We start from the raw sequence: 23748 nt of genomic DNA, 5'->3' as shown, positions 1-23748 counted from the left end.
TTCTGATTAACCATGTGGGGAAACATGATGAGTATTGAAGATAAAAAAACTTCCGGCGCAATAGTCCCGGAGAGTAACGCGGTCAATACCGAGCGCCGCGACTTTTTCCGTGCCAGTGCCGGCATGGTGCTGGCATCTGCCATGCTGGGCATCGCGCCAGGGAAGCTGGGCAACCAGGCATGGGCGGCGGGAAGCGATGCGCCTGAACTCAGCGAAGTCAAGATCGGCTTCATTCCGCTGACCGACTGTGCGCCTATCGTGGTCGCTTCCAAAATGGGTTTCGACAAGAAATATGGCATCAAGATCACGCCATCGAAGGAAGCTTCCTGGGCAGGCATTCGCGACAAGGTGGTCAACGGTGAACTGCATGCCGCCCATATGCTGTATGGCATGGTCTACGGCGTGCAGATGGGCATTGGCAGCCAACAGAAGGATATGTCCATTCTCATCACGCTGAACCAGAACGGCCAGGCCATCACCCTGAGCAACCAGCTCAAGGAAAAGGGCGTTACCGGCGGCACTGAGCTCAAACGCCTGCTGGGCAGTGAAAAGCGCGAGTTCACGTTTGCCCAAACCTTCCCTACCGGCACGCATGCCATGTGGCTCTACTACTGGCTAGCCAGCCATGGCATCGACCCGTTCAAGGACATCAAGACCATTGTGGTGCCGCCTCCGCAAATGGTCGCCAACATGCGCATAGGCAATATGGATGGTTACTGTGTAGGTGAGCCATGGAATGCCCGGGCAATTCACGACAAGATCGGTTTCACGGCGGCGACCACCCAGGATATCTGGCCCGAACACCCGGAAAAAGTGCTGGGCACCACCTCGGAATTCGTTGCCAAGTATCCCAAGACCGCCCTGGCCATCACCAAGGCCATTCTTGAGGCTTCCCGTTATATCGACACGGCAGCCAACCGCCCCGCCGTCGCCAAGCTGATCGCGAGCAAGGCCTATGTCAATGCGCCGGAAGCCGTCATTGAGGGCCGTTTCCTCGGCCACTACGACAATGGTATCGGCAAGAAATGGGAAGACCCGCACTACATGAAGTTCTTCGATGACGGCAAGGCCAGCTTTCCCTATCTCTCGGACGGCATGTGGTTCCTCACCCAGCACAAACGCTGGGGCATGTTGAAGGCAGACCCAGACTACCTCGCGGTCGCCAAAAAGGTAAACCGCATCGACATCTACACCGAAGCTGCCAAATCGCTTGGCATTTCCGTCCCCAGCGACCCGATACGCTCCAGCAAGCTGATCGACGGCGTGGTCTGGGACGGCAAGGATCCAAAGGCCTACGCCAACGGATTCAAGATCAAGGCATGAAAAATGAGCGGCGGCTCATGGATAAAGCCGCCATCAAAGCAACCGTGATGCGAGGTAAATCATTATGAGCGCAGTCAGTATCAGCAAGAAGGACATCAAGACCATCATGAAAAGCGATCAAACCATTGTAAAACCAGCGGCCGCTGTCACGCCTCCTGTGGCTGCCCGGCCCAGCATGCTGGCGCTGAAGTCACGCGCTTTTTTCCAGTGGCTGTTGCCTCCGGTATTTGGCCTGTTGTTGCTGGTGGCAATCTGGGCGCTGATTTCCTATCAGTCCCCCAACCTGCCCGGCCCTCTCCCCACCTGGCAGGCCGCAACCGAATTGTTCAGCGACCCATTTTATATCAACGACCCCAATGACCAGGGCATAGGCTGGAACATCCTGGCATCGCTCGAACGCGTAGCGCTGGGCTTTGGCCTGGCTGCCCTTGTCGGCATTCCGCTGGGATTCATCATCGGGCGCTTCCAGTTCATATCGCGCATGGCCGCACCAGTGATCGGCATCCTGCGCCCGGTATCGCCGCTGGCATGGCTGCCCATCGGCCTGCTGGTATTCAAGGCTGCCGATCCCGCTGCGATCTGGGTGATTTTCATCTCCGCCATCTGGCCAATGATCATCAATACCGCGGTTGGGGTTTCCAAGGTGCCGCAGGACTACATGAACGTGGCCAAGGTACTCAACCTTTCTGAATGGAAGATTGTGACCAAGATCCTCTTCCCTTTCGTGCTGCCTTACATGATGACCGGCGTGCGCCTGTCCATCGGTGTTGCCTGGCTGGTGATCGTGGCGGCGGAAATGCTCACCGGCGGCGTCGGTATCGGCTTCTGGGTCTGGGATGAATGGAACAACCTCAATGTGGAACACATCATCATCGCCATCTTTGTCGTGGGTATCGTCGGCCTGCTGCTGGAAGTCGCGCTGACCTCGCTGGCCAAACGCTTCAGCTACGAATAAGGAACTACATCATGGAAAAAACCGCGCAAGAAAAAATTAATCTGCAAACCAGATACGTACAGCTGGAAAACGTCAACATGACCTTTTTCACCAAAAAAGGCACATTCGAGGCGCTGAAGAATGTGAACTTCAGCATCCGCGAAGGCGAGTTCATCTCCATCATCGGCCACTCGGGTTGCGGCAAATCCACCGTGCTCAACCTGATAGCCGGCCTGCTGCACCCCACCGATGGCAACCTGTTCTGCGCCGGCCGCGAAATCGCTGGCCCTGGCCCGGAACGCGCCGTCGTGTTCCAGAACCATTCCTTATTGCCCTGGCTAACCTGTGCCGAGAATGTCCACCTGGCCGTCGAGCGCGTATTCGGCGGCAAGGAAAGCAAAGCGAAACTGGCGCAGCGCACCCAGGCCGCGATCGAGCTGGTCGGGCTGGCCCATGCGGCTGAGAAGCGCCCCAACGAAATTTCCGGCGGCATGAAGCAACGCGTAGGCATTGCGCGCGCACTGGCGATGGAGCCCAAGGTGCTGCTGCTAGACGAGCCTTTCGGCGCCCTGGATGCCCTGACCCGGGCGCACTTGCAGGATGAGTTGATGGGCATCATGGCCAAGTCTGGCTGCACCGCCGTCATGGTCACGCATGACGTGGACGAGGCCGTACTGCTTTCGGACCGCATCGTCATGATGACCAATGGCCCGGCAGCGACGATAGGGGAAATCCTCGAAGTCGACTTGGCGCGTCCGCGCAAACGCCTGGAACTGGCAGAAGACAGCCATTACAACCACCTGCGCAGCGAGGTATTGAAGTTCCTTTATGAGCGGCATGCCCGCAAGGCCGCCTGAGCAGGCAGGCGCGCAGACAAAAAAAGGGCCCGTCGGTCAGGACGGGCCGGTACTACCGTTACCCCTCATCCGCATAGAAAAAGGAGCAACCCATGCAAAGTAATTCGAGATTCACCATGCGTCAAGCCTGTTATGGCAGCCTGCTGGGACTCGCCATCAGTGCCGCTGCGCCGGCACACGCAGAAGATGCAGCACCCGACTACACATTGATTGAAGCAATCAATGCCGGCAAGAACATGAGCAACCTGCGCCTGCGCTATGAACATGTCGACCAGGACAACCGCAGCGAACATGCCAATGCGCTGACGCTGCGCACCCTGGTCGGCTGGCAGACCGCCGACTTCCACAAATTCAGCCTGGGCGTGCAGCTCATCAACGTCGCCAAGCTGGTGGACGACTACAACGACATGGACCTGGGCGCCTCCCAGCCCGGCATGGCCAATTACCCTGCGATCGTCGACCCCGACGCCACCGACATCAACCAGTTGTACCTGGACTGGAAAGGCATCAAGGACACCAGCATCCGCCTGGGCCGGCAGTCGGTCAAGCTCGACAACGTGCGCTTCATCGGCAATATAGAGTTCCGCCAGCTCATGCAGGTTTTCGACGGCGTCGCCATTGAAAACAAGAGCCTGCCCAACACCAGCCTTTACTTCGCCCACTTCGAGCGCGTGAAGCAGATCAACAACCGCAAGCGCAGCGGCAACTTGGATATTGCCCACGCCACGTACAGCATCTCGCCCGGCGAGACGGTGACAGCCTACGGCTATTTCAACAACTTCAACGACCTGGGCTTCAATGCCAACAATGGCCTGGGCTTGGATGCCGATGCCTCCAACAAGACATTGGGCTTGCGCCTGGATGGCGCCCGTAAGCTGGGTGATCCCTGGAAGCTGCTCTATACGGCTGAATATGCGAAACAAACCGATTATTCCGGCGGCGACTCCCGCATAGATGCCCATTACGCCCACTTCGGCGCCGGGGCAATGGTCCAGACCTGGTATCTGCGTCTCGATCAGGAACGCTTGTCGAGCAATGACGGCGTTTACGCCTTCCAGACGCCGTTCGGCACCAACCGCCTGTTCCAAGGCTGGGCTGACCAGTTCCTGGTCACGCCGGTATGGGGGATGCGCGACAGCTACCTGAGCTTTGGCGGCAAGCCCTTGCCGCAATTGAGCCTGGTGGGCGAGTTCCACGTATTCCGCGCCGACGAGGATTTTACTGCCTTCAATGGCGGCACCAGCAACCGCTATGGCAATGAAATCGACCTCGCGGCGACCTGGAGCTTCAACCAGAAGCTGTCACTCAAGGTGGAATACGCCAATTTCCGCGAAGGCGACCGCATCGCCCAGGCTGCTGCACGCAAGGCCGACCTGGAGCGGTTCTGGATCACCGCACTGTATAACTTCTAGGCAACAAAGGACCACCATCATGGCAGGCAGGATTTTTCTGATAGGCGCAGGACCCGGAGATGCAGAGCTCATTACGCTCAAGGCCGTCAAGGCCTTGGCATCGGCAGACGTGATCCTGCTGGACGACCTGGTCAACCGCGAGCTGCTGCAACATGCGCCACAAGCACGCGTGATCGAGGTCGGCAAGCGCGGCGGCTGCAAATCCACGCCTCAGCATTTCATCAACCGCATGATGGTGGCCCTGGCAGAACAAGGCCAGGTCGTCGCCCGGCTCAAGGGCGGCGACCCATTCCTGTTCGGCCGTGGCGGCGAGGAAATGCTGGAACTGCGTGCAGCCGGCATTCCGGTAGAAGTCATCCCCGGCATCACCAGCGGCATTGCCGTGCCCGCCATGATCGGCATCCCGGTGACCCACCGCGCCTACACGCATGGGGTGAGCTTCGTCACCGGCCACCTGCAGGACGGTGAAAACGGCCAGAACTGGAAAGCCCTGGCGGAAAGCGGCACCACACTGGTGATCTACATGGGTATGAAACATATATCCGCCATTACGCGAGAACTGCTGGCAAGCGGCATGTCTCCCGATACCCCGGCAGCAGCCATCCAGAATGGTTCGCTTCCGCAACAGCAACACGTCACCAGCACCTTGTCGCATCTCACAACCGCAGTGCGGCAGGCAGGCCTGGGCAGTCCCGCCATTATCGTCATCGGCGACGTCGTCCGCCTGGCACACAGCAAGGATCTGCTGCAGTCAGTATTGATTGCAGCATAGGCAACAAGAGGAGAAAGTCATGCAACAACAGAAACTAATCGTCGTCGGCAACGGTATGGTTGGCCACTACTTTGTCCAGGAACTGGTCAAGCGCCACCCTGACCTGGCCGCTGCGGGAATACAGGTGACAGTGCTGGGCGAAGAACCGCGCCCCGCCTATGACCGTGTACACCTCTCCAGCTTTTTCTCCGGCAGCACGGCGGAAGACCTCTCGCTGGTAGAACCCGGCTTCTACGACCGCCCTGGCCTGGAACTGCGCCTGAACGCCCGCGCCAGTCAGATTGACCGCAACAGGCAAACCGTCACCCTGACCGACGACAGCACCTTGCATTACGACAAGCTGGTACTCGCCACCGGCTCCGTCCCTTTCGTGCCGCCAGTACCTGGGCGCGACCGTGAAAACTGCTTCGTCTACCGCACCATTGAAGACCTGGAAGCCATGACGGCAGCGGGCGCCACTGCCAAGAGCGGCGTGGTGGTCGGCGGCGGCCTGCTCGGCCTGGAATGCGCCAAGGCCCTGCGCGACATGGGCCTGAAAACCCACGTGGTGGAATTTGCCCCACGCCTGATGGCCGTGCAGGTGGACGAAAGCGGCGGGCGCGTGCTGCGCACCAAGATCGAGGAGCTGGGTGTTAATGTGCACACCAGCCGCAACACGACTGCCATTACCGACGGCGCCACCGCACGCCACCGCATGGTGTTCTTTGACGAAACCTGGCTGGAGACAGACATGATCGTCTTCTCCGCCGGTATCCGCCCACGCGACGAACTGGCCCGCCAAAGCGGGCTGGCGATCGGCGCGCGGGGCGGCATCACCATTGATGATCGCTGCCGCACCAGCGATCACAACATTTATGCCATTGGTGAATGCGCAAACTGGAATGGGCAGATGTACGGCCTGGTCGCCCCCGGCTATGACATGGCCCGCATTGCATGCGCCCACTTATCCGGTGAGTCCGCTACCACCTTCCAGGGCGCAGACATGAGCACCAAGCTCAAGCTGATGGGTGTGGATGTGGCCAGCGTGGGCGATGCGCATGGTGAGACACACGGTTCCCGCAGTTACCAATACCTGGATGAAGTACGCAATATCTACAAGAAGATTGTCGTCAGCGAGGATGGCAAGAAATTGCTCGGTGCAGTCCTGATAGGCAATGCCGATGAATACGGCACCCTGCAGCAAATGACGGTCAATGGCATGCCATTGCCGGAAAATCCCGAGTTCCTGATCCTGCCTGCCAGCGACGGCAAGGAAAAGCCCGGCCTGGGCGTGGATGCCCTGCCCGAAAGCGCCGTGCTGTGCTCATGCAACAACGTCACCAAGGGAGCGATTGGCGAAGCGGTTGCCGCGGGCGCCTGCACCATTGGCGAGATCAAGGCCTGCACCAAGGCAGGCACGACCTGCGGCGGCTGCGTGCCACTGGTCACGCAGGTGATGAAGGCCGAGATGCGCAAGCACGGCATGGCGGTGAACAACCACCTATGCGAGCATTTCCCCTACTCGCGCCAGGAGCTCTACCACATCGTGCGCGTAGAGCAGATCAGAACCTTCGACGAACTGCTGGAAAAACACGGCAAAGGCCTGGGCTGCGATATCTGCAAACCCACCGCCGCAAGCATCCTCGCTTCCTGCTGGAACGATTTCATCCTCAAGAAGGACCTGGCATCGCTGCAGGATTCCAACGACTACTTCCTCGGCAATATCCAGAAAGACGGCAGCTATTCGGTCGTGCCGCGCATGCCCGGCGGCGAAGTGACGCCTGACGGCCTGATCGCCATCGGCCATATCGCCAAGAAATACGGCCTCTACACCAAGGTCACCGGCGGCGCGCGCGTGGACATGTTCGGCGCGCGCGTCGAGCAACTGCCCGATATCTGGGAAGAATTGATCGCTGCCGGCTTCGAGTCCGGCCATGCCTATGGCAAGTCGCTGCGCACCGTCAAAAGCTGCGTCGGCTCCACCTGGTGCCGCTATGGCGTGGACGACAGCGTGGGCCTCGCCGTGCAGCTAGAGAACCGTTACAAGGGCCTGCGCGCGCCGCACAAGATCAAGTTCGGCGTCTCAGGCTGCACTCGTGAATGCGCTGAAGCACAAGGCAAGGACGTGGGCATCATCGCCACAGAGCAGGGCTGGAACCTGTACGTGTGCGGCAACGGCGGCATGAAGCCGCGCCATGCCGAACTGCTGGCGAGCGACCTGAGCAAGGAAGACTTGATCAAGATGATTGACCGCTTCCTGATGTTCTACATCCGCACCGCGGACCGGCTGCAGCGCACCAGCACCTGGCGCGACAACCTCGAGGGCGGCCTGGATTACCTCAAGGACGTGGTCATCAACGACTCGCTGGGTCTGGGTGCCGAGCTGGAAGCCCAGATGCAGCATGTCGTGGATAACTACCAGGACGAATGGAAGTCCGCTGTGGATGACCCGGAAGTCCGCAAGCGCTTTCGCAGCTTCGTCAACAGCACGGTTGCCGACGCCAACATCGTGTTCGTGAAAGAGCGCGAGCAGATGCGTCCTGCCACGCCGGAGGAAAAACGCCAGGCAAAAGTCATCCCGGTGCTGGCACTGGTCGAGTAACCAATGGAGCAAAACTCATGAGTCAATTACAACAATCCGCCTCCTCCCAAGCAACAGGCAACCTGAATATGTCCATATCTGCAGAAAAAAACGGCACCTGGCAAGCAGTTTGCCCGCTTGAGGATATCTGGCCCAACACTGGCGTATGCGCTTTGCTGGGCGGACGGCAGATCGCGATTTTCCGCATGAAGGACGATCTGCTGTACGCCCTCGACAACCACGACCCGCACAGCGGCGCCAACGTGCTCGCGCGCGGCATTGTCGGCGACCTTGGTGGCGAGCCGGTGGTCGCGTCGCCTATCTACAAGCACCATTACCGATTGTGTACTGGCGCATGCGTGGAAGATGCGGACACCCGATTGAATACCTATCCGGTGGAACTGCGCGAAGGCATGGTCTGGGTGCAAGTCCCAGCCTAGCCAGAGCCAGGGGATCATCATGACGGAAGTCAAATCGGTCTGCCCCTACTGCGGGGTCGGCTGCGGTATCGTCATGCAGGTGGATGCTGGACGCATCATCAAGGTAGCAGGTGACAAACAACATCCATCCAACTTCGGCCGACTGTGTACCAAGGGCAGCAGTTGCATACAGGCGATCACCAATGGCGGCCGCCTTGAGCACGCCTATGCTCGCAGTCAGCGCGGGATGGAGCCTGTTCGTACCGATATCCAGAAAGCCATCGAAATGGCAGGCACCCGCCTGCGCGCCATTGTGGACGAACATGGCCCTGACTCAGTGGCACTCTATGTCTCCGGCCAGATGTCACTGGAAGCCCAATACCTGGCCAACAAACTGATCAAGGGCTATATAGGCAGCAACAATATCGAGTCCAACTCACGCCTGTGCATGGCCAGCGCAGGTACGGGCTATAAGCAGTCTCTCGGTGCAGACGGCCCGCCCGGCTCCTATCAGGACTTTGACACCACTGACCTGATCTTCGTTATCGGCGCCAATATGGCTGATTGCCACCCAATTCTGTTCCTGCGCATGATGGACCGCGTCAAGGCCGGTGCAAAACTGATCGTGGTCGACCCGCGCCGCAACGCCACTGCAGACAAGGCCAGCCTCTTCATGCAGATCAGGCCCGGCACCGACCTCGCCCTGCTCAACGGCCTGCTGCACCTGATCATCAAGAACGGCCACACAGACCCCGAGTTTATTGCCGAATTCACCGAGGGCTGGGACGCCATGCCCGAGTTTCTGCAAGACTATCCACCAGAGAAAGTGGCCGAAATCACCGGCATTCCCGAAGCCGATATCCGCAAGGCTGCCGAATGGATCGGTACCGCCCCCAACTGGATGAGCTGCTGGACCATGGGACTGAACCAAAGCACTCACGGCACCTGGCACACCAACCTCATCTGCAACCTGCACCTGGCGACCGGCGCCATCTGCAAGCCCGGCAGCGGGCCGTTCTCGCTGACTGGCCAGCCCAACGCCATGGGCGGACGGGAAATGGGCTATATGGGGCCAGGCCTGCCCGGCCAGCGTGCTGTCATGGCCGAGCAAGACCGCAAGTTTGTCGAGAAAGCCTGGGGCGTACCCGAAGGCACTTTGCGCACCGAGACAGGCAGCGGCACCATCGCCATGTACGAGGACATGGCGGCAGGCAAGATCAAGGCCTGCTGGATTATCTGCACCAACCCGGTGGCCACCACACCCAACCGCAAGACCACCATTGCCGGACTGGAAAAGGCCGAGCTGGTCATCACGCAGGATGCCTTTATCGATACGGAAACCAACCGCCATGCCGACATCCTGCTGCCCGGTGCATTATGGGCCGAGGCCGATGGCGTCATGATCAACTCCGAGCGCAACCTGACACTGATGCCCAAGGCCGTGGACCCTCCTGGCGATGCCATGCCGGACTGGAAAATCATTGCCAGCATCGCCACCGCGATGGGCTATGGCGATGGATTCAACTTTTCTTCAGCGGAAGAAGTATTCGAGGAGGTCAAACTCTTCTGGAATCCAAAGACCGGTTACGACATCCGTGGTGCCAGCTACGCTCGCCTGCGCGAAACGCCATTGCAATGGCCGATTCCTCCAGGCGACACGGCAGACCGTCACCCGATTCGCTATATCAACGATGGCATCAGCCAGGCCCTGCTGGAAAAAGAAAACGGCACACGCCCACGCCTGGCTTTTGCCACCGAAAGCCGCAAGGGTATTTTCTTTGCGCGTCCTTATATGACGCCGGCAGAACTGCCGGATGATGAATACCCCATCGTGCTCAACACCGGCCGTATGCAGCACCAATGGCATACCATGACCAAGACAGGCAAGATTCCAACGCTCAACAAGCTGAATCCTGGCCCGTTCGTTGAAATCAACCCGCAAGATGCCAAACGCCTGGGCATTGCCGACAAGGACCAGGTAGAAATACGTTCCCGCCGCGGCCTTGCCATCCTCCCTGCCATCGTGACCGGCCGGGTACTGCCCGGCAACTGCTTTGCACCATTCCACTGGAATGATCTATTTGGCGAGAATCTCTGTATCAATGCCGTCACCAATGACGCGGTTGATCCTGCCTCACTGCAACCCGAACTCAAGTTCTGCGCCGTCACGCTTTCTCGCGTAGCAGCGCAACAGGTCCAGACCAAACAAGAACCTGATGAAGAAACCTCTAACACTGGTACCGGGCCGTCAGCCGCCCATACCATCCAGTACAGTTGCAAGGAATTAGCAATGGAACAGATCGACACGCTTAGCACCATGCTGGGATTGGGCGAAGCGCCTTCACCATCCATCACCATCGCACTCAATGAGCATGAACACCTTTACCTGCAGGGCTATCTGGCTACCTTGCGCAGCGATGCCGCCAGGCAAGCAGGGGGCGTGCCCTTCATTCCTGCCACATCACCGCTGGCCCCCGCCAGGCGGATGATTGTCAACGGCATGCTCGCCGGCATGTTTGCACGCAGCTACGCTGGCGATGACAGCCTGCCTACAATCAGCCATACCCCAGCAGCACAGTCCGGCGCTACCATCCCAAAATCCGCCCCGGTGTTGATTCTCTGGGCTTCACAGACCGGCAATGCAGAGGCATTTGCCATACAGTGTGCAAAGCAACTACAGCACCAGGGCTACGCCACCACCCTGATGGAAATGAACGCAGCAAAACCCACACAACTAGCCAGTGCGCCCAAGGTACTGCTGCTGACCAGCACCTTTGGCGATGGCGACCCGCCCGACAACGCCAGCGAGTTCTGGGCCGAACTGCAAGGTGACTCGGCTCCCAGCCTGGCAGGGGCCAATTTTTCCGTACTGGCCTTTGGCGATTCAAGCTACGACCAGTTCTGCGGCTACGGCAAGGCGCTTGATGCCCGCTTGGAAGCCCTGGGTGCCCAACGCCTGTACCCGCGCGCCGACTGCGAACCAGATGATGAAGAAACCGCCATCACCTGGCTGGACGGCGTCACACAGGCACTCTCAACAATACCTGTTGCCGCCACGGCCAAGACTGGCCTAGCCGATGCCAGTGCCGGCAATGCCCCAATCATCGAATACAGCCGCAAGCACCCGCTTTCCACCAAACTGACATGCAATCGCCTGCTGAATAGCGAAGGTGCAACCAAGGAAACCCGCCAGTTCGGCTTCGATCTGAGCGGCTCCGCGCTGCACTATGACGCAGGCGATGCACTGGGCGTATGGCCACGCAACAATCCAGAACGTGTCCAAGAGCTGATCCAGGCCATGGGGCTGAATGGCACCACATCGGTCACCATCAAGGATCATGGCCCAATGCCGCTCGCGCAGGCGCTGGCACAGCACATCGACATCGCCCGCATCACCACTGGCCTGCTGGAATTTGTATATGTTCGCAACAAGGACTCAGCACTGGCCGAACTGTTGAATCCGGAAAACGCAGAAGCTCTCAAGAAATGGCTATGGGGCCGCCATATCGCCGACTTGCTGCTGCAGTTCCCCATCAAGGCCACAGCAGAAGAATGGTTGGGCGTGCTCAAGGGAATACAGCCACGCCTGTACTCCATCTCGTCCAGCGCCAAAACCACGCCAGACGAAGTACAGCTCACTGTCTCGGTAGTGCGCTATGACTGCGAAGGCCGGCCACGTGGCGGCGTATGCTCAACCTTCCTGGCTGATGACGCAGAAAACAGCGGTGTTTCCATCTTCGTGCAGAAATCCGCCCACTTCCACCCGCCACAGGACAGCACCAAGCCGATAATTATGGTCGGCCCAGGCACAGGGATCGCACCTTTCCGCGCCTTCCTGCTCGATCGCCAAGCCTCCGGTGCCGGCGGCAAAAACTGGCTGTTCTTCGGCGACCAGCACGCCGCAACCGACTTCTACTACCGTGACGAACTCAGCGCCATGCAGCAAAGCGGCCTGCTGACAAGGCTGGACACCGCCTTCTCGCGCGACCAGGCCGAAAAAATCTACGTGCAAAACCGCATGCTGGAACACGGTGCGGAACTCTGGACCTGGTTGCAAGAGGGCGCGCACTTCTATGTCTGTGGCGATGCCAGCCGTATGGCCAAGGATGTGGATGCCGCGCTCGTACAGATTGTGCATGAACATGGCAAAATGGACGAAAAATCCGCACAGGCATATGTCAAGCAAATGGCCAGCGACAAACGCTATGTGCGTGACGTATATTGAGCGTGCCCGACCAGCTCAGGACGTCTCTGCTAACAGTACCGCATATTACGTGCTGGCCGGTCGCCAGCTAAATCCCATTGACAAGCAAGACCTTCAAATTCAGCATGCCCTGCACCTATTACATAGCATTTTAATAGCATGATTCTTGCTTAAGTATGAATAACATAATCACCTCAAGCAGACGATGAAATCCGGACTGAGCTTTCTGGTTGCCGCCAGGCAAGGTGAAATCGTAGAGCTGGAACAACTCGCCCGATCCAGCGAACTCACCAACCTCCTGGGCCAACTCATACACAAACTGCAACGCGAACGCGGTGCCTCCAACGTGTTCCTCGCCTCCGGCGGCGTGCAGTTCGCCGAGCAGCGCCAGCAGATCATGGCTTCCAGCGACGTGGCCATTGCCCATGCGCGGGACTTTTTTGACCGGCTTGACCCGCAAGCGAGCTTCGCGGGGATCAGCCGCGCCCGCCTGTTCAGCCGGATCGCCTACGCACTGCACGGGCTGGACGCCCTGCCCGGTTTACGCCAACGCATCGCGCAACAGGCCATTGCTGCCATGGACGTGGTCAATGCCTACGTCAAGCTGATTACCAGCCTGTTGGCCGTGGTGTTTGAAGCTGCCGACAGTGCCACCGACCCCGACATATCGCGCCTGCTAGTAGCCTACTTCAATTTCATGCAGGGCAAGGAACTGGCCGGGCAAGAGCGGGCGATCGGTGCCGTCATTCTCGGCTATGGCAGAAGCAATGCCGAGCAGCAACAGCAATTGCTGAACCTGATTGACGGGCAGGAGCGCTGTCTGCAAACCTTTCGCAGCTTTGCCGACCAGGACACGCTGTCATTCTGGTCCACCCAGGAGTCCGGCCCTCTCACCGCAGAACTGGAGCGCCTGCGCCGCATGGTCTGCACGACGCACCTGGCGGCAAAGCCCCAGGCACCTGCGCCCATGGACGATTTGAGCGTGACCTGGTACGACTGCTGTACCCGCCGCATCGATGGCATGCGGCAGATCGAAGACCGGCTGGCCGAACAGCTGCAAACCCTGTGCCGCGAAAAGATTCTGAGGGCAAAAAGCGAGCTGCAAGCCTACAACGAAATCCTCCAGACCCTGTCCTCACAGAAAGCGACAGCAGAAGCAGAACATGCCAACGCCACCCACAGCACTTTCTCATTTTTTGACGATCACCAGCCACGCCCTCCCGGCGAAGTCACGGGCAGTATGGCGGCCAGCTACGGTCCGCAAATGGAACGGGCGATTCTGGAAATGATGCAGGAACAGGCACAGCGGCTGCAAACCATGAGCGACGAACTCAACAAGGCCAAGGCGGCCTTGCATGAGCGCAAATACGTTGAGCGGGCCAAGGGGCTGCTGATGACACACCGCCAGCTCAGCGAAGAAGCCGCCTACAAAATGATGCGGCAGATGGCCATGGAACAAAACCGCCACCTGGTGGACGTGGCCAAATCCGTTCTTGCGCTGGAGAGCTATCTGAACACGCCTGCGGCTTGATCCTTCCCGCCCAAGGCATATATACGCAGCAGGAACCATCCTGACAATATGCATGTCACTCCTATAATAATGGCAAAATTGCGCCTGACAATAATCAGAACATGAGGAGATCGCGACATGAAACAGTTTCTTTTTGCTGCCATTCTAGGCAGTGTATTAGCCTCGCCAGCTTGGGCCGACGATGCCGCCAATGCGGAGTCTCCGCAACATGCCACCACAGCGGAAGGGGAACGCATCATCCTTAATCCTGATGGCAGTTGGAGATATGCAGACGATGCTGAACCGGCACAGAAGAAAGCCGCTTCCCGCAAGGATTGTCCGCCTGGTTCGCAAGGCGGCTGGTTCGGCACTCGCTGCGTCCCGCCGGGCGACAAGGATTTCAATCGCGGCTCACTGAGCGGCAAGGGCCGCTAAGAGAGCCAGTTCAGTTTCTTAGAGCCTGTTCAATATCTTTTCATGGGGTACGTTGCCCTGCCAGGGTAGTGGATGCAAGGCGCAAACCGCAGACGTGCTCATTGCACGGCGAGGATTTGCAACGCCGCAGCGGCTGCCGTGGCAGGGCAACGTACCCCATGAAAAGATATTGAACAGGCTCTTAAAGCAAGCCACGCTCGGCGAATGAGATCACCTTGTTGCCCGCGACGACAAAGTGATCCAGCACCTTGATGTCGATCAGGTTGAGTGCGGCCTTCAATGCCTCAGTCAGCGCATGGTCAGCCTGGCTGGGCTCAGGGACACCCGATGGATGATTGTGCGCAAAGATCACGGCCGCAGCATTATGTTGCAAGCTGCGCTTGACGACTTCCCGTGGGTAGACGCTGGTCTGGGTCAAGGTGCCGCTGAATAGCTCCTCGATTGCCAGTACCCGGTGTTGGGCATCGAGAAAAATCACCATGAACACTTCTCGCGGCAAGGCGCCTATTTTCAGGCTCAAATATTGGCGCACAGCCTGTGGCGAGGTCAATATATCCCGCTCCTGCATCTGCTCCAGCAACGCACGGCGGCTCATCTCGAAAATTGCCTGCAACTGCACAAACTTGCTGACGCCTATGCCGTGCACCTGGCAAATATCCCCGACACTGGCAGCAAAAATACCATTGAGGCTGCCAAACTGGCTTAACAGGTCACGCGCCAGATCAACGGCACTTTTACCCACCACGCCGGTACGCAGGAATATTGCCAGCAGCTCAGCATCAGAGAGTGCCACTGCCCCACCTGCCAACAGCTTCTCCCTGGGGCGCTCGCCCTCAGGCCAATCAGTAATCGCCACGGTCCAGCCTTTCAGATAAAATCAAGCAACTCCACAGCACAGCATTTGCGGGTACGGTTTTACGCATCTGCCCACTATCCCGATGAGCCATTATTCCATAAAAAAACTATTGCTCGGCGTCACTGGCGGTATCGCTGCGTATAAAGCCGCTGAGCTTGTCAGGTTGCTGACCAAGCAAGATATTGATGTGCAAGTAGTCATGACAGCGGCAGCAACACAGTTTATTACCCCAGTGACATTCCAGGCTCTGTCCGGCAACCCGGTCTATACCGATTTATGGCAGCCTGATGTCGGCAACGGCATGGCCCATATCGACCTTTCCCGCCAGGTAGATGCCATTCTGGTTGCGCCAGCCAGTGCGGACTTCCTGAGCAAACTGGTACATGGCGCTGCAGATGACCTGTTATCCACCTTGTGCCTCGCCCGCGATTGCAAGCTGCTCGTGGCCCCGGCCATGAACCAGCAGATGTGGCATAACCCGGCAACGCAGCGCAATATCCGCCAGTTGCAGCATGACGGCATCACCGTCCTCGGCCCAGCAAGCGGCGCGCAAGCCTGTGGCGAGACCGGGCTTGGACGCATGCTGGAGCCGGAAGAGCTACTTGAACGCTTATTGGCCCGTGCCCAACCCCAATTACTCACAGGCAAGCGCATCCTCATCACGGCAGGCCCGACGCAGGAAGCTATCGACCCGGTACGCGCCATTACCAACCACAGCTCCGGCAAGATGGGTTACAGCATTGCCCGCGCCGCCATTGAAATGGGGGCTGAGGTCACCCTGGTGAGCGGGCCTGTTGCCCTGACAGCGCCAGCCAATGCGCGCACCCTTTACGTTACCAGCGCCAATGAAATGCTCACTGCCGTGGAAAACAATCTCCAAGGCCAGGACATCTTTATTTCCGTCGCTGCGGTGGCTGATTATCGACCGCAACAAACCAGCACCAGCAAAATCAAGAAAAACGGCACACCGCTCACACTGACCCTGGAAGCCAATCCGGATATCCTTGCCACCGTAGCATCACGGCCTGACGCGCCATTCTGTGTAGGCTTTGCTGCAGAAAGTGAAAACCTGCTGCAATATGCCGAAGAAAAAAGACGCAGGAAACACTTGCCCTTGATTGCAGCCAATATCGCCAGCGAGGCATTAGGCCAGGATGAGAGCAGCCTTGTGCTGATAGACGCCCAAGGCTCCCACCCCTTGCCACTAGCTCCCAAGATCACACTGGCACGTGGACTGTTGCAACATATTGCCGCGATGCTGGACAACCCCACCAGGAAAATACATTCATGAGCCTCAAGATCGACGTCAAGATTCTGGATAGCCGCCTGCAACATATGCTACCCAGCTACGCTACACCAGGTTCTGCGGGCCTGGACCTGCGCGCCTGTATAGCACATACGCAAACCCTGCATCCCGGCGAAACCACCATGATCCCCACTGGCATGGCCATCCACCTTGCCGACCCCAACTATGCAGCCCTGATCTTGCCGCGTTCTGGCCTCGGCCATAAGCATGGCATTGTGCTCGGCAACCTGGTCGGCCTCATCGACTCGGATTACCAGGGCCAGCTCCTGGTCTCATGCTGGAACCGTGGCAAGGAAAGCTTCATCCTCAACCCGCTGGAGCGCATTGCCCAACTGGTGATCGTGCCGGTAGCGCAAGCCAGCTTCAATATCGTTGATGATTTCAGCGCCAGCGAACGCGGTGAAGGCGGTTTCGGCAGCACAGGCACCCAGTAAGTACCAGATAAAAATCTTTGAATTCACTTGAAAAGATGTCGTTTTTCATGGTATAAATGCGGTCTTTTCGAATTTCGGAGTCCGCCATGGCACGCGTATGTCAGGTAACCGGCAAAAAGCCGATGGTTGGGAATAATGTTTCCCACGCAAATAACAAGACCAAGCGTCGTTTCCTTCCTAACCTGCAAAACCGCAAGTTCTGGGTCGAAAGCGAAAACCGCTGGGTAAGCCTACGTATCACCAATGCTGCACTGCGCACTATCGACAAGAACGGCATCGATGCTGTTCTGGCTGATCTGCGCGCCAGCGGCGAAAAGATCTAAGGACTAAATCATGCGTGAAAAAATCAAATTGGAATCCAGCGCAGGAACTGGTCACTTCTACACCACGACCAAGAACAAGCGCACTACGCCTGAAAAGCTAGAGATCAAAAAATTTGATCCCGTTGCCCGCAAGCATGTCCTGTACAAGGAAACCAAGCTGAAGTAATATAATCTCAGCTGAACAAAAAAGCCCGCGAATGCGGGCTTTTTATTCGCCTAGAAGGCCCCTATCAAGGGTTAGAGCTTTCTAATTGTCGTTTGCTTAAGTTAGACAAAATCACACTCAAGCATTTTATTTTTTTCTGGGGTCATCTTTTGGATTGGAATAGGTAATATCCCATGGCCCAGTAGCAATCAACTCTACAATAGTTTCCTCATTCCCTGTCCATACATAATGCGCATGGCCCGCTGGCAGGACAAAACTCTCACCTACGTTCAAAGTTTCTCCCTTTTTCTTATCCAAAATCTCACCCATCCCATTTCCCAGTTTACCCTTAAGCACGGTAATGACCTCAGTAAATGGATGTGTATGCGCCGGGATTGGGTAGTTTGCTGGGAATTTAAGCCACGCAATGAAAACACCTGGTTTTGATGGATCACCCAGAATGAGTGCGCTTTTTGCACCTTTTGGGAGAATAGTTTCGTCTTGCCAGTCGATCTTAGACTCTTTATACGATTGCATCTTATCAGCTGTCATTCTCTCAATCTGATCAGCAGCATATGAACTCAAAGCTGTAAGTGAAAGACACAGCGCTATTAATATGTTTCTCATTGCAACTCCTCCATTTAATTATCGCTCGCGTTTTCGCGTGCCATAGCAGATTTTTAAAAAACCTATAAACCTTGAATCTTAGTTAAATCTTAGGAATCTCAACTCTAGGCCCAAGTTGACCACTCAGCTGTATTTCACATATCCGTGACGGAGGCAGTGGCTGCAAAATGGACTCTCTTAGCAGCCTCCCTTCGTTAAGTAGCGGAGTTAATCAGTGTCTTGACCAAGGCCTGTGCATGCAAAATTGATTGACTGCCTTGTTGGTTTCTCTCGGCAATTGAAGCACCTTCAATTACCAAGGCCAGCTGCAATGCCAGCGCTTCCGCATGCTTGATTCCTGCTCGAGTAGCTAACTCAGTCATTTGTTCTCGAAGTTGTTTGGAGAACTCTTTCGATATTTGATTGACTGGATTGTCGGCTTGGGGAAACTCAACTCCGGCATTGATGGAGGCAAACCCCTTGAAGTCCTTGTCGCCAATGACTTCCAAGAGGCTGATCACCATGGACTCAAGCTCATCCCGTGCATTTCCCTGTTGAGGCGATTCAGCTAGCTTTTTCCACAGCTTTGAATTCTGCTCGCGCAGATATTCAATGATGAGCAACTCTTTGGATTTGAAATATTTATATAGCGTGACTTTGGCCACTTGTGCCTGTGCGGCAATATTATCAACACTGGTCGAATTGAAACCTTGGCGAGAAAAAAGATCGCCTGCAGCTTCAAGGATATAATCGCGCATTCTTGATGACATGTTAAACACCTATCCTAGATATGAATCGTTGCTTGATTTGAGATTTTGGGTAGCACTCCCACGCACGCTGTTGGTCATACCACGCCAAGAAAGTCGAAAGTCTCTTATTATCGATATCCGGATTATTGGATAACCTAGAGTGAACAATATCCATATATACCGGTATCTGTTCCTTGGGCATACTAAAGAAATTTGGGGCCGGGCAAGTCCCGGTCTCCATGCTTTTTCTAAGTGCAAAAGCTTTTAGAAGTAACTCAGGATCGATACTTGATGTCAAAGTAGCCTGCTGATATCCGACATCCTGCCGTGCATTGTGTACTGGAGCTGAGTTCTTTGAAGGCCAAAAATGCGCTGCCAATATAGTGGATGCCAAGAATGAAGCGGCATAGCCACTTGTCCGAATGGCTTTATCCGCTCTCACCATCATTGATGGCCTTGCTTGTTTTACTACTGCCTTGGCAGCCTGTTGCGCAGCAAGCAGAGCGCCCATCCCGGGATTGCGTAATTCCTCTGCTATCGCCCCCTGCAGGAGAATCATCATTTGAGTAACGACAATTGCAGGATTCTTGAGCTTGGACGCTATGGCTAAGGAGACAAGATAGGAAGTTAGTGCAGGACAGCTCTGGAACATTAGCGAGTTTTTGGAATATTCTTCATTGATGCCTTGCCGAACTCCAGGCGCATGCAACCAAGTTTCCAATAAGGTATACAAAGAAAGAAGCTTGTCGATTGGCTGTGGCCCTGCCTTTTCGATCATACGAATTAACCATGAACTATTCAGCAATTCCATTATTCGGACTCCTGCAAATTCAACAGTGACGTAATGGATACTTCCTTGAGCATTTTCATACCTCTAAATCTTCATTATTTACTGTTCTGCTGCAGCATGAAGAGCATCCACGCGTTCTTTAACTACCTGGGCAAGCTTTTCAGCGGTACGGATTGTCGTATTTTCGTCTGTCCAGGAACTCTCCAATTGAGCAGACTTCGACATCACCACAGATTTGTTTTTGACATCCACAATGATCAAGCGGGGATAAACAAACAGATACGTAGGCTTCAGTGCCACTCCGATCACTAGATAATCTGCACCAGTATTCTTATTGAGCTCAATGGCCGTTTCAACGTTATCGTAAAGGTAGGTGGGAGAGTGCTTTTCGATTTCCGATTTAACTTTCGCGCCTTCAGGCACCACATTGATACCTTTGCTCTTGAGGCTTTCATGAAATTTGGTCGAGAGTAAATCGATCCGTTTCAACTCTTCAGGAGCATTTGGCAGATTAGTCATGTCATTTAATAAAAAGGCCATGACTGCGACCTTAGGTCCAACCTCAGCATTTGCTGCTGAAGAAACTAAACAGCCGATTATTACTACGGATTTTATTGTTCTCATCAACTTGTGCATATCCATCACCCCAACAATACCAACAATACCAACAATACCAACAATACCAACAATACCAACAATACCAACAATACCAACAATACCAACAATACCAACAATACCAAACAGTATAGTATGATTATGAACTTAATAGTACATTTTCTGGAATTATTTACAAGCTTCTGGTTTTAACTGAAAGGTGTTTGTCTCTAATGGTTTCGCAGGATAGAAAATATGACTAAAGCACTTCAAACTCCGGATGGGGAGGTGGCAACAGCAAATCTGGAAGTAGATTAATTACCTTTTGATCACCTACAAACCCAATTATTGTCGCAATGCACTAGTGGGTATTACGTAAGGCTTTTTTGGAAGATCACTGAAGATAAGCAATCAGATAACCCTGGGATTGCATTCTGCAAAGAAAATTACACGGCAGTTATCGAAGGTGGGATGATGAAAGGCGGAGTGAACGAATATAGTTTTGCGACTATCATGGAAAGTTATAAGCAAGACACTTGCAAATAAAACAAACTCCCTTTTGTTAAACTCACTAACATCAGACTAAGCTGCGCCAGCATTATTCAATCCAGATTTGGCCTCTTGTATACTCACCCCATGCCCAAAAACATGCACCTCACGCTGTGGATAAGGAATCGAAATGCCCCGCGCTTTGAACTCGTCCCATAAATCAAGATAGACGGTAGAAGGAATATCTCCCGCGCCATTCTCTGGATCGGGCACCCAAACCGTCAGGTTAAGATCTATGCCACTTTCGCCAAAACCAACCAGCTTGGCATCCGGGCCGGGATCCTTCATCACGCGCGGGTGGCGTTTGGCTACTTCTACCATCAATGCCAGCGCAGCTTTCAAATCCGTGTCATATCCTACCTGGATAGGCAATTTGACCGGCACCCTGCGGCGAATCGCCGTATGGTTAATCACAGCGCTGGTGATCAATGTTTCATTCGGGATGATGACCTCCGTGCCATCCAGTTGGCGCAGCACCATGTAGCGCGAGCGTAGTTCCTGCACAATGCCGTAATAGGAGCCGATCGTCACGATATCGCCCAGGTTCATGGACTCATCCAGCAGGATGATGAAACCGCTGACGTAATTGCTCGCAATCTTCTGCAAACCGAAGCCCAGGCCTACGCCCAGGGCACCGCCAAACACTGACAGCAATGTGATATCCAGGCCTACCGCGGACAATGCTACCAACACTGCGAGAAACACGAAGGCAATACGTATGACCTTGTTGATGACGACTCGCATATTGATGTTGATATGCGAAGCCTGCATCAATTTATTCTCAATCAGGCGGCTTAGCCACAGGGCAATGAACACTGTCACCAGGACAGTGAACAAACCCTGGATGACCAGCCACAAGCTGACCGGGCTCTTGCCGATATTGAAGCGCACAGCATCCAGAGCATTAATGATGTCTGGCAGCAAGCCGGTGACATGCAATACCAGGATCAACCAGACCGTGGTCGAGAATATGCTTTCCGTAGTCCTGAGCCAGCCGCTGGGCGAAAACACGTAACGCAACACATAAACTGCAAGCCTGATCACTGCCATTGCAATCAGGAGGCGGGAAGCCAGCTCCAGCAGGCTGGTGCTATACCAATGACTGATCGCCAATTGACCGAGCAACACCATGATGAGCGAGGAGATCGGGAACAGGATGCGCGTCAGGCCATCAATTGCCGCCTGGTGTACATTGCTTTTGGCAAGGCGGCCGCGCTGGAAGCTATTGATTGACCACGCAATCGCAAGACTCGCTACGATAATGCCGGCCTGCCACAGCACGACTGCCGAGGAGAAGTCCGTGACTAGATCTTGCCACACGGTATATAAGGCATTGTTCATAGCAGGAAGATTGTTGCCAGTCCAAGGAAGATGAAGAAACCACCGCTATCTGTCACCGCAGTGATCAACACGCTGGAACCCACCGCCGGATCACGGTTGAAGCGCGTCGACATCACGATAGGGATCATGACCCCCATGACAGCAGCCAGCAACAGGTTAAGTGTCATCGCAGCCGTCATCACCACGCCAAGCGCGACATTGTCATAGAGGAAATAAGCCAGAATCCCCAACACGCTGCCCCAGATCAGGCCGTTCAACAAGCCCACGCCGGTTTCCTTGATCAGCAGCGACTTGGTGTTGTAACCGGAAACCTGTCCCAAGGCCAGGCCACGCACAATCATGGTGGTAGTCTGGTTTCCGGAATTGCCGCCTATTCCTGCGACGATCGGCATCAAGGCCGCCAAGGCCACTATTTTCTCGATCGACCCCTCGAACAGGCCAATGACACGGGATGCAACAAATGCTGTCACCAGGTTAATGGCCAGCCAGGTCCAACGGTTCTGCACTGACTTCCAGACCGAAGAGAAAATATCCTCTTCTTCGCGCAAACCGGCCATGGACAGCATGTCGCTTTCCGCTTCTTCACGGATATAGTCCATCACCGTATCTACGGTCAACCGGCCCACCAGGCGATTATTCGCATCTACTACAGGTGCCGTCACCAGGTCATAACGCTCAAATGCCTTGGCAGCCTCATCAGCCTTGTCCTCCGGGTGAAAAACGACCGCATCATCCGCCATGATTTCTGCAACGCCTGAATCCAGGTCGTTAACGACCAAGCGCTTCAAAGGCAGCACGCCGCGCAACACATCATTGCGATCCACTACAAACAGCTTGTCGGTATGGTCAGGCAGGCTGCCTATGCGGCGCAGGTAGCGCAGCGCCACCTCCAGGGTAATATCTTCACGGATCGTGACAATATCGAAGTCCATCAAGGCGCCCACGGCGTCATCGGGATATGCCAGCGCAGATTGCAGGCGCTCACGATTGCGGCTATCCAGGCTTTCCAACAGCTCCTGCAACACATCTTTGGGCAAGTCAGGGGCAAGGTCTGCCAGCTCGTCAGTATCCAGCTGTTCGGCAGCGGCAAGCAGTTCGTCGCTGTCCATATCAGCAATCAGGGTTTGCCGTACAGCATCCGAGACTTCCAGCAGGATTTCACCATCCCGCTCCGCCTTGACCAAATCCCAGACATCCAGCCGCTGCTCAAGCGGCAACGCCTCAAGAATATAGGCCACGTCAGCCGGATGCAGGCTATCCAGCTTTTTCTGCAACTCAACGAGATTCTGACGATGCACAAGGGTCTGCACCAACTCCTGCTTGGGCATATCCTGCTTGTGCACGAGATCCTCGACAAGACGGTGCTTATTCAGCAGGGTAATGACCTGCTGCAGACTTTCCTGCAAACTTTCTTTTGATTCCTGAATATCCGCCATACGCTCTTAAGACCCGTGCCAATATGTTGAGGTCAATGCCTGCCAGGCATTGATAGCAGCAAGAAATTATATATTCAGCATCAATACCGCTTCACCAAATATTAAACTATTTCTTTAAGTATCTTGGCTTAACTCGAAGATTTTACAATTAATCCTGAAATTAAACTCAATCAAGAAAGATCATCTTTACTAT

21 protein-coding genes are annotated in these 23748 nt (G+C 55.4%); 14 read left to right on the top strand and 7 right to left on the bottom strand.

Annotated features, from left to right (window positions below):
* Window positions 1-27: 27 nt before the first annotated feature.
* The 10 genes from LG198_RS10170 (at window position 28) to LG198_RS10125 (ending at window position 14426) form a co-directional block, all read left to right on the top strand.
* Window positions 28-1323: a CmpA/NrtA family ABC transporter substrate-binding protein gene (locus LG198_RS10170; RefSeq protein ID WP_230343227.1), complete on the top strand. Its 1296-nt coding sequence runs from the start codon at window positions 28-30 to the stop codon at window positions 1321-1323.
* A gap of 64 nt (window positions 1324-1387) precedes the next feature.
* Window positions 1388-2278, top strand: a complete 891-nt coding sequence (ntrB, locus tag LG198_RS10165; protein WP_230343079.1) for a nitrate ABC transporter permease — start codon at window positions 1388-1390, stop codon at window positions 2276-2278.
* Window positions 2279-2289: 11 nt separating this feature from the next.
* A complete protein-coding gene (locus LG198_RS10160; RefSeq protein ID WP_230343078.1) occupies window positions 2290-3114 on the top strand; it encodes an ABC transporter ATP-binding protein in 825 nt (274 codons plus the stop codon).
* 92 nt (window positions 3115-3206) lie between these two features.
* Window positions 3207-4526: an alginate export family protein gene (locus tag LG198_RS10155; RefSeq protein ID WP_230343077.1), complete on the top strand. Its 1320-nt coding sequence runs from the start codon at window positions 3207-3209 to the stop codon at window positions 4524-4526.
* 19 nt (window positions 4527-4545) lie between these two features.
* A complete protein-coding gene (cobA, locus tag LG198_RS10150; RefSeq protein ID WP_230343076.1) occupies window positions 4546-5298 on the top strand; it encodes a uroporphyrinogen-III C-methyltransferase in 753 nt (250 codons plus the stop codon).
* Between the two features lie 19 nt (window positions 5299-5317).
* Window positions 5318-7879: a nitrite reductase large subunit NirB gene (gene nirB, locus LG198_RS10145; protein WP_230343075.1), complete on the top strand. Its 2562-nt coding sequence runs from the start codon at window positions 5318-5320 to the stop codon at window positions 7877-7879.
* A 17-nt stretch (window positions 7880-7896) separates the two neighbouring features.
* Complete coding sequence (nirD, locus tag LG198_RS10140) at window positions 7897-8298, top strand: nitrite reductase small subunit NirD (protein ID WP_230343074.1); 402 nt, start codon at window positions 7897-7899, stop codon at window positions 8296-8298.
* Window positions 8299-8317: 19 nt separating this feature from the next.
* The gene (locus tag LG198_RS10135) at window positions 8318-12502 is read left to right on the top strand and encodes a sulfite reductase subunit alpha (protein WP_230343073.1); all 4185 of its coding nucleotides are present in this window, start codon (window positions 8318-8320) and stop codon (window positions 12500-12502) included.
* 184 nt (window positions 12503-12686) lie between these two features.
* Window positions 12687-14012 carry a nitrate regulatory protein gene (locus LG198_RS10130; RefSeq protein WP_230343072.1) on the top strand — a complete coding sequence of 442 codons (1326 nt, stop codon included), beginning with the start codon at window positions 12687-12689 and terminating at the stop codon, window positions 14010-14012.
* Between the two features lie 117 nt (window positions 14013-14129).
* Window positions 14130-14426 carry a hypothetical protein gene (locus LG198_RS10125; RefSeq protein WP_230343071.1) on the top strand — a complete coding sequence of 99 codons (297 nt, stop codon included), beginning with the start codon at window positions 14130-14132 and terminating at the stop codon, window positions 14424-14426.
* A 181-nt stretch (window positions 14427-14607) separates the two neighbouring features.
* On the opposite strand, the gene radC is transcribed toward LG198_RS10125, so the two are convergent.
* A complete protein-coding gene (gene radC, locus LG198_RS10120) occupies window positions 14608-15282 on the bottom strand; it encodes a RadC family protein (protein ID WP_230343070.1) in 675 nt (224 codons plus the stop codon).
* Between the two features lie 82 nt (window positions 15283-15364).
* Between radC and coaBC the strand changes: the two genes are divergently transcribed.
* The 4 genes from coaBC to rpmG all read left to right on the top strand — a co-directional run bounded on the left by coaBC (window position 15365) and on the right by rpmG (window position 17511).
* Window positions 15365-16573 carry a bifunctional phosphopantothenoylcysteine decarboxylase/phosphopantothenate--cysteine ligase CoaBC gene (gene coaBC, locus LG198_RS10115; RefSeq protein WP_230343069.1) on the top strand — a complete coding sequence of 403 codons (1209 nt, stop codon included), beginning with the start codon at window positions 15365-15367 and terminating at the stop codon, window positions 16571-16573.
* Window positions 16570-17022: a dUTP diphosphatase gene (dut, locus tag LG198_RS10110; RefSeq protein WP_230343068.1), complete on the top strand. Its 453-nt coding sequence runs from the start codon at window positions 16570-16572 to the stop codon at window positions 17020-17022. The genes coaBC and dut overlap by 4 nt, the downstream gene beginning before the upstream one ends.
* An 86-nt stretch (window positions 17023-17108) precedes the next feature.
* A complete protein-coding gene (gene rpmB, locus LG198_RS10105; protein ID WP_011478680.1) occupies window positions 17109-17345 on the top strand; it encodes a 50S ribosomal protein L28 in 237 nt (78 codons plus the stop codon).
* A gap of 10 nt (window positions 17346-17355) precedes the next feature.
* The gene (rpmG, locus tag LG198_RS10100; RefSeq protein ID WP_230343067.1) at window positions 17356-17511 is read left to right on the top strand and encodes a 50S ribosomal protein L33; all 156 of its coding nucleotides are present in this window, start codon (window positions 17356-17358) and stop codon (window positions 17509-17511) included.
* Window positions 17512-17637: 126 nt separating this feature from the next.
* Here rpmG and LG198_RS10095 read toward each other — a convergent pair whose 3' ends face one another.
* From LG198_RS10095 to mgtE, 6 genes are all read right to left on the bottom strand, one after another.
* Window positions 17638-18117 carry a cupin domain-containing protein gene (locus LG198_RS10095; protein ID WP_230343066.1) on the bottom strand — a complete coding sequence of 160 codons (480 nt, stop codon included), beginning with the start codon at window positions 18115-18117 and terminating at the stop codon, window positions 17638-17640.
* A gap of 194 nt (window positions 18118-18311) precedes the next feature.
* Entirely contained in the window at window positions 18312-18866 is a 555-nt protein-coding gene (locus LG198_RS10090; protein ID WP_230343065.1) for a TetR/AcrR family transcriptional regulator, read from the bottom strand.
* Window position 18867: 1 nt separating this feature from the next.
* Window positions 18868-19656 carry a hypothetical protein gene (locus tag LG198_RS10085; protein ID WP_230343064.1) on the bottom strand — a complete coding sequence of 263 codons (789 nt, stop codon included), beginning with the start codon at window positions 19654-19656 and terminating at the stop codon, window positions 18868-18870.
* Between the two features lie 78 nt (window positions 19657-19734).
* On the bottom strand, window positions 19735-20271 hold the full coding sequence (locus LG198_RS10080; RefSeq protein ID WP_230343063.1) for a DUF2380 domain-containing protein: 537 nt from the start codon (window positions 20269-20271) through the stop codon (window positions 19735-19737).
* Between the two features lie 540 nt (window positions 20272-20811).
* Window positions 20812-22098, bottom strand: a complete 1287-nt coding sequence (locus tag LG198_RS10075) for a mechanosensitive ion channel family protein (RefSeq protein ID WP_328485372.1) — start codon at window positions 22096-22098, stop codon at window positions 20812-20814.
* A 17-nt stretch (window positions 22099-22115) separates the two neighbouring features.
* A complete protein-coding gene (mgtE, locus tag LG198_RS10070) occupies window positions 22116-23555 on the bottom strand; it encodes a magnesium transporter (protein ID WP_230343061.1) in 1440 nt (479 codons plus the stop codon).
* Between the last annotated feature and the right edge of the window lie 193 nt (window positions 23556-23748).

Source organism: Methylobacillus arboreus (assembly GCF_020532725.1).
Taxonomy (GTDB): domain Bacteria; phylum Pseudomonadota; class Gammaproteobacteria; order Burkholderiales; family Methylophilaceae; genus Methylobacillus; species Methylobacillus arboreus.
The sequence above is the reverse complement of the archived record's forward strand: the minus strand, read 5'-3'. Positions and strand labels throughout refer to the sequence as shown.